We start from the raw sequence: 12981 nt of genomic DNA, 5'->3' as shown, positions 1-12981 counted from the left end.
TTACGAGCAACCCATTCTGATTCACGCGGTCGACGGTAGGCGCGTGGAGTACAACAGTCAACTTGGTTCGGTCACTGTCCCAGAATGTGAGATGCCATGGCTGCGGTGAGAAGATGGTGAGGTGTCATCTCCACAGCAGCCCGTGCCACCGAGCCCATCCTCCCACACTCCCGAACCGACGACCGAACCGACGACGCAGGTCATTCAGATCTCGCGACTGTCGTTCCTCGCGTGCGGTCTCCTGTTCCTCGCGGTGCTGTCCCCCGCGATGGCATGGCCGGCCGCGTTCTCGTGGATGTTGGTGATCCCGTTCCTCGTCGCCGCGTGGGTTCTGCGAGTGCGCACCGTCGTCGGCCCCGACGGCATCGTCGCGCGCGCGACGTTCTCCACGACGAAGATCGGCTGGGATTCGCTGAAGGGCATCCGATTCCCCAAGCGTGGCTGGGCACGCGCGACCCTCACGGACGACACCGAGGTTGCCCTCCCCGTCGTCACCTTCGGGCGCCTGCCGCAACTGGCCGAGGCCTCCGGAGGACGGATCACCGACCCGTACGCGGCGGCCCGGGAGGCACAGCTCGCCGAAGCGGAAAAAGGATCGAACGACGACGACGTGATATCCGATACACCGACCGACACAGAGTCGGATCCCGACAGCAAATAACACGGGCGTAGATTCGTTCGTGTCGCGCCCCAGTACCGCCACAGCCGGGCACACCAGGTCGACGCGCCGCACCACCAGCCCCGTCAAGGAAGTCAGCCCATGCCCCCGTTGAGGTCACGCACCACCACCGTCGGACGTAACGCAGCCGGCGCGCGCTCCTTGTGGCGCGCCACCGGCCTGACCGATTCCGATTTCGGCAAGCCGATCGTCGCCATCGCGAACTCGTACACCCAGTTCGTGCCCGGCCACGTCCACCTCAAGGACGTCGGCGACATCGTCGCCGGCGCAGTACGGGCCGCCGGTGGCGTCGCACGTGAATTCCACACGATCGCCGTCGACGACGGAATCGCCATGGGCCACGGCGGAATGCTGTACTCGCTTCCGAGCCGCGAGATCATCGCCGACTCGGTCGAATACATGGTCAACGCGCACACCGCCGACGCGCTCGTGTGCATCTCCAACTGCGACAAGATCACACCCGGAATGCTCAATGCGGCCATGCGCCTGAACATCCCGACGGTGTTCGTCTCCGGTGGCCCGATGGAGGCCGGCAAGGCCGTCGTCGTGAACGGGGTGGCTCAGGCACCCACCGACCTCATCACTGCGATCTCCGCGTCTGCAAGCGAAGCTGTCGACGACGCCGGCCTCGACGAGGTCGAGCGCAGTGCGTGCCCGACCTGCGGTTCGTGCTCAGGGATGTTCACCGCGAACTCGATGAACTGCCTCACCGAAGCACTCGGACTCGCATTGCCGGGCAACGGATCGACCCTCGCGACCCACGAGGCGCGTCGTGCGCTGTTCGAGCGGGCGGGTACCACCGTCGTCGAGGCGGCACTGCGCTACTACCGTGACGAGGACGAATCGGTCCTGCCCCGCAACGTCGCTACGCCCGCTGCGTTCCGCAACGCGATGGCCCTCGACGTCGCCATGGGCGGTTCGACCAATACGGTGCTGCACACCCTCGCCGCAGCGCAGGAAGGTGAGGTCGACTTCGATCTCTCGACGATCGATGCGATCAGCCGCAAGGTGCCGTGCCTGGCGAAGGTGTCACCGAACTCCGATTACCACATGGAGGATGTGCACCGGGCCGGCGGAATCCCCGCGATCCTCGGCGAACTCCGCCGCGGCGGACTGCTCGAGACCGACGTGCACACCGTCCACACCGAGAGCTTCGATCAGTGGCTCGACGACTGGGACATCCGCTCCGGCAAGGCAACGGACGAAGCCCTCGAACTCTTCCACGCCGCTCCCGGCGGAGTGCGCACCACCGAACCGTTCTCGACCGACAACCGCTGGTCGTCGCTCGACACCGACGCGGTCGGCGGTTGCATTCACGACATCGAACACGCCTACACAGTCGAGGGCGGACTCGTCGTGCTGCGCGGCAACATCGCCCCGGACGGCGCGATCCTCAAGACCGCGGGCATCGACGAAGACCTCTTCCACTTCGAGGGCCCCGCCTTCGTCGTCGAATCCCAGGAAGAAGCGGTCTCGGTGATCCTGGGTAAGAAGATCAAACCCGGCGACGTCGTCGTCGTGCGCTACGAAGGACCGGCCGGTGGCCCGGGCATGCAGGAGATGCTGCATCCCACCTCGTTCCTCAAGGGTGTCGGCCTCGGCAAGGTGTGCGCCCTGATCACCGACGGCCGTTTCTCCGGCGGTACGTCAGGTCTGTCCATCGGTCACGTCTCCCCCGAGGCGGCGTCGGGCGGTGTCATCGGCCTGATCGAGAATGGCGACCGGATCCGCATCGACGTCGCCACCCGCGCGCTCGAGGTGCTCGTCGACGACGATGTGCTCGCCGAGCGTCGCGCGAAGATGGAGGCCTCCGAGCGCCCGTGGCAGCCCGTCAACCGTGAACGCACCGTCTCCAAGGCACTGCGCGCCTATGCGGCGCTCGCCACGTCCGCAGACAAGGGAGCGGTCCGGCAGGTGCCGTAGACCACTCCGCACAAGGACAGGCCGCCGTGATCATCCGATCGCGGCGGCCTGTCTCGTCCGGCCGGTCTCAGCGACCGAAGATCCACAGACACACGCCCGCCGCGACACCGAGCAGCAGCGCGACGAACGACCCGACGAACGGCCGGGTCGCCCACTTACGCGGGCCATCCACGGCGATCCGGCCCGGGCCGGTGAGCGTGAGCGACACCGCAGCTGCCGCGAGGAGCACCTCGAATTCGACTCCCGACTGTTCGCTCGCGAAGAACTGGACACCGGGTTCGATCTCGTGTTTGAACAACACCGCGTTGATCATGATCGCCACGATCGCCGCCGCGGCGAGCGGCGTGAGCAGGCCGAGAACGAGGAATGCTCCGGCCGCGAGCTCACCGGCCGCACCGACGATCGCAAGGATGCCCGGTTGCTGGTAGCCCGCCTCACGGAGCAACTCTTCATACCCGTCAAGACCCGGACCGCCCCACAGACCCACCAGCTTCTGGAGCCCGTGGACGATCATGATTCCGCCAACCGCGAGCCTGAGCACGAGAAGCCCCAGGTCAAGGGATCCGCGCCGAGCTTTGGCGACGGGCGGTTCCCCGGTGGCCACCGGACCCGCCGCGGCAGGCCGGTGAATCTGCTCGGTCGGCGCCGCGTAGGGCGCGCTGTACCCGGAGTTGTCGAGTGCCGAATTGTCGAAGCCGAGATCGTCCTCGGATTCGAGCATCGAAGGACGTTCCCGGCGCATCTGCAACGTCGGGTCGTCGAAGGGACTCGAACCTGTGTCCGGCTTGCCGCCGGTTTCCTTGTCGGCCACGATTCCAGGGTAGGTCTCCGGGCCGCCCGTACCCGGCATACGCGCCGCCGCGCGTCGTCCCGGTAACGTTTGCTGCATGACGAGGGGCGCGCGGTCGGCAGGTTCGTGGAAGCTACGTACGAGCGCGGTGGCCTTGGCGATCGGGGTGCTCCTCGTTCCGTCCTGCGCACGATTCGACGACGCAGCCACCACACCGTTCACATCCGCACCGTCGTTCGACGCGGGCGGCGTCGGCCCCGAGGAATCGCCGAGCACGACGACCACGCCGAGCACACCGCCCATCCCTCCGGGTCCGTGTGTCGATCCCGATCCCGCAGTGATTGCGACATGCCTCGACACCACCGGCGGTCTGATCGCCCTTCCCGACGGCAATTCCGCCCTCGTGACCGAGCGCCGCACGGGCCGCATCATGAGCGTCACGGTCGGCGAGGAACCCGTCGAGGTAGCGACGGTGCCGGTCGACGGCTCGGGCGACGGCGGATTGCACGATGTCGTCCTGTCCCCCACCTTCGACGAGGACCGCCTGCTCTACGCCTACATCACCACCCCGTCCGATAACCGGGTCGTCCGGATCGCGGCCGGCGATGTTCCCAAGGACGTCCTCACCGGGATCCCGCGCGGCGCCACCGGAAATGCGGGTGCGCTCGAATTCGTCTCGCCGACCGAACTCGCGGTCCTCACCGGCAATGCGGGGGATCCGGCCGCTGCGGACAATCCTTCGTCGCTGTCCGGCAAACTCCTGTCGCTTCCGCTGCCCGTGCCCGGCGCAACGGCCGCACCGACCGTGACGCTCGCCGGCGTCGGTGAAGCAGGAGACGTGTGTCGTGATCCGAACGGCAACCTGTGGGTCACCGACCGGACCGTGCTCGAAGACCGGTTGCAGAGGGTGAGCATGGACGGCGCAGTGGCAGCCGGACCCGCCTGGACCTGGCCGGAGAAGCCCGGGGTAGCAGGCTGTGCCGCTGCCCCCGATGGTCTCGCGGTGTCGCTCACGGACGGGAAGGCGGTCGCGGTGCTGTCGATCGATCCCGGAACAGGCGCTGTGACGGCCGCACCGACCGTGACCCTGGAAGATCGCTACGGGATGCTGCGTGGTGCGTCCGCCGGACCCGATGGCCTGTTGTGGGTTTCGACGGTCAACAAGTCGGGCGGCGAGCCCGGCCCCAACGACGACCGCGTCGTCCGTATTCAGTTCCCCGCCGGTGGTGGAGGATTCGACTGACGGTCCGCGCCGGCCATTTCCCGACGCTCTGGTAGCAGCCCGGCGAGCGTCGGCATGATCAGCACAGTGATAGCTCCGGCGGCGACCAGGATCGATGCGCTCGCGGTGGACATGTGCCCGGCCGACACCGCGACGCCCGTGACCGCGACGATGAGCGGCAGACCGGTCGTGGAGTACAACGCGATCTGAATCTGCTCCGACGTGTCGAACCGAGTTCCGCCCTCGCCACGATCGAGACGCGACGCGACGAACACCGGCACCCCTCGCACGAGAGCCAGGAGAACGAGGAATGCGACCAGCACGACGGGTTCGCCTGCGACCGCGTTCACGTCGATCGCCATTCCGGAGGTGACGAAGAAGACGGGGATCATGAACCCGTAGGCGAGTCCGTCGAGCTTCGACTCGAGTTGTTCGTCCCCCTTCGGAACTGCCCTGCGAAGGATGAACCCGGCGGCGAACGCACCGAGGATCACGTCCAGATCGAACACTGCCGCCACCGCGATGAGTGCAACGAGTAGCAGCATCACCAACCGGACCGGAGTCTGCGCAGTCGTGTCCGAGGTGTTCCGGACGAACTGCAGGAAATGTGATCCTTCTCGCAGGACCCACCGTGGGAGCAGGGCAACGAGCACCGCGACGACCGCGAACAAACCCAGGACGATCAAGGATCCGACGGCGCCGCGGGTTCCCAGCAGGATCGCCATCGCAATCACCGGCAGCAGCTCACCGACAGCACCGTGGTTGAGTACTGCGCGGCCGAGTTCGGTCGCGACGAGACCGCGGTCGGCGAGGATCGGCAGCAGAGTGCCCAGTGCCGTCGAGGTGAGCGCGATTGCCACGGCGACACCGGAATGGACGACACCGGCTGCAGAAAGCACCGTCACCGCACCGACGGCGACACCGAAACACACCATCCAGGTGACCAGGGCGCGGCGGCCGCCGCGCCCTGTCAGTTCCTTGGGGTCGATCTCGTAGCCCGCAAGCAGGAACAGCAGTCCCAGTCCGAGTTCGCGCAACATCTCGATCTCGCTGTCGACCGACGCGATCTCGAGCACGTACGGCCCGATCACGACTCCGGCGACGAGCAGCAGCACGACCTCGGGTACGAGTCGACGCGGCAGCACACCGGCAATGAGCGGTGCGAGAACCGCCGCCACCGTGATCCAGAGGAGCGAGGTGGCGACAGCAGCGTCCATGGATCGCTACATTAGCGACCCAAGATCAGCTGCACGCGGCGATCACGAGTTCCTTGACGCGGGCGGGGTCGGCCTGTCCACGGGTTGCCTTCATGACGTCGCCCACGATCTTGCCGGCAGCCGCAACCTTGCCCGAGCGGATCTTGTCGGCGATGTCGGGGTTCGCGGCGAGTGCCTCGTCGACGGCGGCCTGGAGCTTGCCGTCGTCGCGCACCACGACGAGTTCGGGGTGCGCCTCGAGGATCTGTGCGGGCTCGCCCTCGCCTTCGAGAATGTAGTCGACGACCTTGCGCGCGAGCTTGTTCGTCAGCTTGCCCTCGGCGACCAGCGCGATCACCTGAGCCAGCTGCGGCGGGGTGATGGGAAGATCGACGAGTTCGACACCGCGGGTGTTTGCCTGCTGCGAGAGGTACGCAACCCACCACGAGCGTGCTTCGGAGGCCGGGGCGCCCGCATCGACGGTCGCAATGACCAGATCGAGAGCGCCGGCGTTGACGAGGTCGCGCATCTCCTCGTCGGAAACACCCCAGTCGGCCTGGATGCGGGCGCGGCGCAGCCACGGCAGCTCCGGCAGCGTCGCGCGCAGTTCCTCGATCCAAGCGACGTCGGGGGCGACAGGCTCGAGGTCGGGTTCGGGGAAGTAGCGGTAGTCCTCCGCGGTCTCCTTACGGCGTCCGGGCGAGGTGGTGCCGTCGGACTCCTGGAAGTGGCGGGTCTCCTGAATCACTTCACCGCCGGCGACGAGGACGGCTGCCTGGCGACGCATCTCGTACCGGACAGCGACCTCGACCGATTTGAGGGAGTTGACGTTCTTCGTTTCGGTGCGAGTGCCGAATTCGTTCGCGCCGATCGGCATGAGGGAGATGTTGGCGTCGCAGCGCATCGAGCCCTGATCCATCCGGACGTCGGACACATCGAGTGCCTTCAGCAGATCGCGCAATGCCGTGACATAGGCGCGAGCCACCTCGGGTGCGCGTTCCCCGGCGCCGGTGATCGGCTTGGTGACGATCTCGACGAGCGGAACACCGGCGCGGTTGTAGTCGAGCAGCGAATGACTGGCACCGTGGATCCGGCCCGTCGCGCCGCCGACGTGCAACGACTTGCCGGTGTCCTCCTCCATGTGGGCACGCTCGATGTCGACTCGCCAGGTGGTGCCGTCGTCGAGGACGACGTCGAGGTAACCGTCGGTGGCGATCGGCTCGTCGTACTGCGAGATCTGGTAGTTCTTCGGCTGGTCCGGGTAGAAGTAGTTCTTCCGCGCGAACCGTCCCCACGGGGTGATCGAGCAGTTCAATGCGAGTCCGATGCGGATCGCGGATTCCACCGCCTGCTGGTTGACCACCGGCAGGGCGCCTGGAAGGCCGAGGCAGACCGGGCAGACCTGAGTGTTCGGCTCGGCACCGAACTCGGTCGGGCACGGGCAGAACATCTTGGTGGCGGTGTGCAGCTCGACGTGCACCTCCATGCCCATCACTGGCTCGAACTTCGCGAGCACGTCGTCGTAGGCGAGCAGGTCGGCAGACACGGAGGCAGTCATGCTCACGATTTTAGACGCCGACCGGTATCACCCGAAGATGACCCGCATCTCCTGGTAGCGCTCGTCCGGCACGTACTTGGGGTCGGCGAGCGCCTCCTCGAATCCGACCCGGGCGATGTCGGTTCCGTGCAGGGCAACCATGTGTCCCCATTCCTCGTCTGCCACCAGGTCGGTGACGGCCATCCCGAGCCTCGTGGCGAGGACGCGGTCGAACGCGGTCGGGACACCACCACGTTGGATGTGCCCGAGCACCGTCGCACGTGTCTCGATCCCGGTGAGCTCTTCGATGAGCGGTGCGAGCACCTCGGCGATCCCCCCCAGGCGGGGCCGGTCGAATCCGTCGAGACCCTTCGTGGAATGGGCCTCCGTCATCTCGGGCAGGGTGAAGCCTTCGGCGACCACGACCATCGGTGCGCGCCCTCGATCGCGCACGCTGGTGACCCATTCGCAGATCTGCTCGAGGCTCTCGGGTTGCTCAGGGATGAGGATGGCGTGTGCTCCTCCCGCGGTCCCCGAGTGCAGTGCGATCCATCCGGCGTGCCGTCCCATCACTTCGAGCACCATGCAGCGCTTGTGGGAATTGCCGGTGGTGCGGAGACGGTCGATCGCGACCGTGGCGATCTCGACGGCCGTGTCGAAGCCGAATGTGTAGTCGGTCCGGCTGAGGTCGTTGTCGATGGTCTTGGGGACGCCGACGATCCTGATGCCTTCCTCGAACAGACGTTTCGATGCGGAGGCCGTCCCCTCACCACCGATCGCGACGACGGCGTCGATCCCGAGCCGGTCGAGTGTGGCCTGGATGTTCTGTGCTCCTCCGTCGGGCCCCTGATACGGGCCGAATCGGCTCGTACCCAAGATGGTGCCGCCCTGCTGGGCGAGACCCCGAACCCGGCTGCGATCCAAGGGGATCACGTCACCGTCCACCAGCCCTCGCCAGCCGTCGAGAAATCCGACGAACTCCTGGGCGTGCACCTCGGTTCCCTTGAGGACCGCCCCGCGGATCACCGCATTGAGTCCGGGGCAATCGCCGCCGCTGGTGAGAATGCCGATCCTGGTCATCCGCCGAAACCTTCCGCCGCGTCGAATCGTGCCGTCTCGACATCCTGCCCGCTGAGGGCACCTACGGCATGTCGATCGGACATCACCACAGTTCCCGCGACCCTGCCGGCTTCCCACATCAGCAGCTCGTCTGCTGCCGATGTGGGAAGCCGACGACCGCGCGGGAAGGTTCAGCCCGGGGTGACGACGCCGGATTCGTATGCGAGGACCACGGCCTGCGCCCTGTCGCGGAGGTGCAGTTTGCCGAGCACCTTTCCGACATGCGTCTTCACCGTCTGTTCGGCGACGAAGAGTTTCGCGGCGATCTCCTGATTCGACAGGCCGTGTGCGATGAGTTCGAGAACCTCGAGTTCGCGCGGGGTCAGGACGTCGAGCGCACGGGCGCGACCACGCGCAGGCGCACGCCGACTGGTGACGTCGGCGATCAATCTGCGGGTGACCGTCGGCGCGAGCAGCGCCTGTCCCTCGGCGACCACGCGAACGGCGCGAACGAGTTCGTCGGCCGGTGCGTCCTTGAGCATGAACCCGCTCGCACCCATGCCCAGCGCTTCGTAGACGTACTCGTCGAGGTCGAAGGTCGTGAGCATGAGCACCCGGGTCTTCGGCTCGCGAGTGTCCGCGAGGATCTGACGCGCCGCGTCGAGACCGTTCATCTCGGGCATCCGCACGTCCATCAGCACGACGTCGGGGCGCAGCCGTGCGACTTCCGTCACCGCGATGCGCCCGTCGGGGGCATCGCCGACGACACTGATGTCATGCTGCGCCGCGAGCAGCGCGCCGAAGCCCTGCCGCACCATGGCCTGGTCGTCGGCTATGAACACCGTGGTGGGTGCGGACGCTGGGGCGAGGGAGGTCGGCTCGGTCACGGCCACAGCCTAGTACCGCACTCGCGAGTTGATCTTGTTGCAGCCCCAGCGAGTGTGAGGTCCGGAACCGAGCGGCTCTCGCACTCACCCGTTCCCGCGGGCGAGCGCAACGAAAGTGCGAACGCCGTGCAGGAGGGCACGCTCGTCGAGATCGAAATCCGGCTGGTGCAGCTCGTGTGGGTCGTTCGTGCCGTCCCACACGCCGAGCCGCCCCAACGCTCCCGGCACATGTTCGAGGTACCACGCGAAATCCTCGCCGCCGCTGGATTGCTGGGCCTCGGCCAGGTTGTCGAGTCCTACCGCCGACGCGATGGCCTCCCGCAACTCTGCCGAGCAGTCCTGGTCGTTGACGACGGGTGGAACGCCCTGCTGGTACGCGAGTTCGTACCGCACGTCGTACGGTGCGAGCAGTTCACCGATCGTGCGCTCCACCATCGGCTCGAGGGTCGCCCACGTCTCCCGGGACGCACTACGTAGAGTCCCCACCAGTTCGCCGGCCTCGGGAACGGAGTTGCCGACCTTCCCCGCGTCCACCTTGCCCCAGGTCAGTACCGTCGCGGTACGGGCGTCGATGCGCCGGTCCAGTACCGAGGCCAACCCGGTGACCAGCACCGCGGTCGCGTGAATCAGATCGCCGGTCAGGTGCGGCCGCGCGGTGTGGCCGCCCGCCGACCACAGACGCACGGTCACTGATGCGCTGGAGGACGTGATCGGTCCGGTGCGCGTAGCGAGCGAGCCCACCTCGAGTTGCGGATCGCAGTGCAGAGCGAAGATCCTCGACACCCCTTCGAGTGCTCCGGACTCGATGGCGTTGAGCGAACCGCCCGGGCTGGTTTCCTCTCCGGGCTGAAAGATCAGTCGCACCCGGTGCGGTGGCGTCGTCGCCGCGAGTACCGTCGCCGCGCCCATGAGCATCGTGGTGTGCGCATCGTGGCCGCAGGCGTGGGAAACCCCGGGGAAGGTGGACGCGTAGGGCAGGCCGGTGGCCTCGGCGATCGGAAGCGCATCGAGGTCGGCGCGCAACGCCACCGCTTCGCCCGTCGGCGGCCCGACGTCGCACCACAGGCCGGTGCCACCGGCCAGTATGACGGGTGCCAGCCCGAGGCCGATCAGATGTCGACGCACCACGTCGGTGGTGCGGTGTTCTTCGAAGGACAGCTCCGGATTCGCATGGAGATCCCGGCGCCAGGCGATCAGTTGCTGCTCGTCGATCGAGGGCGGACCGATCGGATGTGGTGGCCGCCCGTGGCGATTTCGATGCTGCTGCCCGGTGACGCGCCGACTGCCCGTCCGAATCATCCTCTCGGTGTCGGACAGAGACGTTTCGTGGCCGACGGTCTCAGCAAGCAGCAGATCGACCACATCCGGTAAGCGTCCTCGTCGGTCCAGTGCACGGCGCTGCCGCGCCGCCGAGGTGCCACGCGCCATCGCGTCTGCGGCAAGTTCCGAGACGAGTGCCCAGTCACCTGCATCCTCGAGCTGGGGTCGCAGTGAGCGCACGAGGTGATCGACGATGTCCGCGGCCGGGCGCGGTTCGGGGACCGTCACGTCGACCAGATCCGCTTCGAGCCCTGACCGCCCGGCCCTCCAGAGCGCCGCGCGGGTGAGGGTCGGCGCGATCTCGACTCCCTCCGTTCCGGTATGCAGACCGGTCACCTCTCGTTCGACGAGGGCCCGGAAAAGTGCCGCGACGAGAAGCACCGTGTCGAGTTGTGGGCAGCTGTCGCACACACGCAATTCCAGGGTCGGCGACTTCACCGACGGACGTACGTCGAAGTACGCCATCCCTGGATCGGCGATCACGCCACTCGATACGAGATCGTCGACCATCGAGTCGTACTCGGCCGACGAGGAAGCGGGGGCTGCCGGACCGCTGCTGGGCCAGCGCCGCCACAGCAACGACCTGACGCTTGCGTAGCCGCTGTCCGCACCGTCGGCGCTGAACGGCGAACTGGCGCTCAGGGCCAGCAGGACCGGTAGGTACGGCGCGATACGTGTCGCGACCCGCACGGCGTCGTCCCGATTCTCGAGGTCGACGTGCACCTGTGCACCGCAGGTCAATTGTTCCCGTGCGAGCTGTTGGTAATCGGCGAGCATGCGCTGAGAGCGCGGCGAGCCGGCCACCTCCATCTCGGTGGGCAGAGCAAGGGGCACTGCGCCCGCGGCCACCACACCTACCCCGAGGGCGCTGCCTGCAGCAGCGAGCAGTTTCCGGTGCCGATCCAGGTCGGACCGCAGTTCGGCGAGGTCGGTGTATACACCGCTGTTCACCTCGACCACGCACCGCTGCAACTCGCCGACTCGGACCTCGTCCGGTAACCGCACCAACAGTTCCGGCGCGCGAGAGGCCCGGCGGCGGGTTTTCAGGTCGACGAGGTGGAACTCCTCCTCGACCCCCACCTTCCGAGGGCTGTGACCTGGCACCCTCTGAGCGTAGACCGCAGATGGGCGGCCGGGGCGAGATCTCGTCCTTGTGGGACCGCGCAGGTCGCCTACTGCACGTGCCGGGTCGAGTCGTATCGGCTACCCCGTGGAGCAAGGGTCGCCCGGTTCCTTCACGGCGCCACATCCGGACACGGTCGAGGCGGTGAGTTCGGCGACCACATCCTGTACGTCGCCACCGGCAGCGATGACGCGGCGCTGACGCATCGCCCCGTTCCCGGAACACATCACCGAACGGATCCCATCGGTGACGAGACGGTGGGATCCGAGGTCTTCGAGCGCCGGGCTTACATGCGCTACCAATGATTCGAGCCGGCGCGCGATGGGTTGACGCTCCGACCTCGGTAGCGCGATCCCGTCGCCGTCGAGACCGTCGTGTGCGCCCCGCCAGTACGCAGCGCGCAGGAGTTCGGGTGACACCGGGAACGCTGTGTGTCCGCGGTCGAGATCGCGCAGGGCGGTGAGAACAAGGGCCCGTATGAGGCTCGCGAGCAGCACCGATTCGGCCACGGTGGCAGGGACGTCGCAGACGCGCACCTCCACTGTGGGGAACGTCGCCGAGGGACGTACATCCCAATAGACCATGCCGTCGTCGAGCATGCTTCCGGTCTCCTGCATGGCCTCGACGGTTCGGTCGAAGTGCTGGGCCGACTCGAAATAAGGCGGCGGTCCGGCACTGGGCCACCGGGACCAGAGCAGTGTTCGCCAGCTCGCATATCCGGTATCGATATCGCGATGGATCGGTGAGTTGGCCGACAACGCAAGCAGTGTGGGAAGCCATGGACGCAGGTGGTTGCTCACCTGGATCGCCGTCTCCCGGTCGGGCACGCCCACGTGGACATGGCATCCACATATACCCTGCTCGCGTGCAATGAGCCCGAACTCGCGCTCCATCCGCAGGTACCGAGGTTTCGCAGTGACCGGCAATTCCCGCCAGCCGAGGACCGGGACTCCGACGGCGAGCAACCGTGATCCGTGCCGGCGTGCAGCGTCGGCAGCAATCGATCGGGTGGTAGCAAGATCGACGCGGAGCTGTTCGTCGTCGGAACAGACCTCCGAGGCCGTTTCTACCTGGCAGCGGTCGAGTTCGTACTGCAGTTCCAGTCCGTGCTTCGCAGCTTCCGCGACCACGACGGCATTGTTGACGGTCGGTGCCCCTGTCTCGGCGTCGACGAGCAAGAACTCCTCCTCGACTCCCACGGTGCACAGCTCGTCCGTGGTGGACATCTCGCCTCCCACTCCCCGC

The 12981-nt window shown here is 67.0% G+C and carries 10 protein-coding genes; 3 read left to right on the top strand and 7 right to left on the bottom strand.

The window, feature by feature from the left end:
- The first annotated feature begins 142 nt into the window (after positions 1-142).
- Positions 143-661 (top strand): PH domain-containing protein, encoded by a 519-nt coding sequence (locus Q7514_RS09160; protein WP_330132929.1) that lies wholly within the window; start codon positions 143-145, stop codon positions 659-661.
- Between the two features lie 99 nt (positions 662-760).
- Entirely contained in the window at positions 761-2602 is a 1842-nt protein-coding gene (gene ilvD / locus Q7514_RS09155) for a dihydroxy-acid dehydratase (protein ID WP_330132928.1), read from the top strand.
- A 67-nt stretch (positions 2603-2669) separates the two neighbouring features.
- Here the strand turns inward: ilvD and Q7514_RS09150 are convergent, their stop codons facing one another.
- Positions 2670-3413 carry a DoxX family protein gene (locus Q7514_RS09150; protein ID WP_330132927.1) on the bottom strand — a complete coding sequence of 248 codons (744 nt, stop codon included), beginning with the start codon at positions 3411-3413 and terminating at the stop codon, positions 2670-2672.
- 76 nt (positions 3414-3489) lie between these two features.
- Here Q7514_RS09150 and Q7514_RS09145 point away from each other — a divergent pair, with 76 nt between their 5' ends.
- A complete protein-coding gene (locus Q7514_RS09145; protein ID WP_330132926.1) occupies positions 3490-4635 on the top strand; it encodes a PQQ-dependent sugar dehydrogenase in 1146 nt (381 codons plus the stop codon).
- On the opposite strand, the gene Q7514_RS09140 is transcribed toward Q7514_RS09145, so the two are convergent.
- From Q7514_RS09140 to Q7514_RS09115, 6 genes are all read right to left on the bottom strand, one after another.
- Positions 4602-5831, bottom strand: coding sequence for a cation:proton antiporter (locus Q7514_RS09140; protein WP_330132924.1), 1230 nt, complete (start codon positions 5829-5831; stop codon positions 4602-4604). The genes Q7514_RS09145 and Q7514_RS09140 overlap by 34 nt on opposite strands.
- Before the next feature lie 25 nt (positions 5832-5856).
- Positions 5857-7368, bottom strand: coding sequence for an Asp-tRNA(Asn)/Glu-tRNA(Gln) amidotransferase subunit GatB (gene gatB / locus Q7514_RS09135; protein WP_330132923.1), 1512 nt, complete (start codon positions 7366-7368; stop codon positions 5857-5859).
- A gap of 27 nt (positions 7369-7395) precedes the next feature.
- Entirely contained in the window at positions 7396-8427 is a 1032-nt protein-coding gene (locus Q7514_RS09130; RefSeq protein ID WP_330132922.1) for a 6-phosphofructokinase, read from the bottom strand.
- A gap of 170 nt (positions 8428-8597) precedes the next feature.
- Complete coding sequence (locus Q7514_RS09125; RefSeq protein ID WP_330132921.1) at positions 8598-9293, bottom strand: response regulator transcription factor; 696 nt, start codon at positions 9291-9293, stop codon at positions 8598-8600.
- A gap of 84 nt (positions 9294-9377) precedes the next feature.
- A complete protein-coding gene (locus Q7514_RS09120; RefSeq protein ID WP_330132920.1) occupies positions 9378-11717 on the bottom strand; it encodes a glutamate--cysteine ligase in 2340 nt (779 codons plus the stop codon).
- Positions 11718-11816: 99 nt separating this feature from the next.
- Entirely contained in the window at positions 11817-12962 is a 1146-nt protein-coding gene (locus tag Q7514_RS09115) for a carboxylate-amine ligase (protein ID WP_330132919.1), read from the bottom strand.
- Between the last annotated feature and the right edge of the window lie 19 nt (positions 12963-12981).

It is taken from the genome of Rhodococcus artemisiae, from assembly GCF_036327795.1.
Classification (GTDB): domain Bacteria; phylum Actinomycetota; class Actinomycetes; order Mycobacteriales; family Mycobacteriaceae; genus Rhodococcus; species Rhodococcus artemisiae.
The sequence above is the reverse complement of the archived record's forward strand: the minus strand, read 5'-3'. Positions and strand labels throughout refer to the sequence as shown.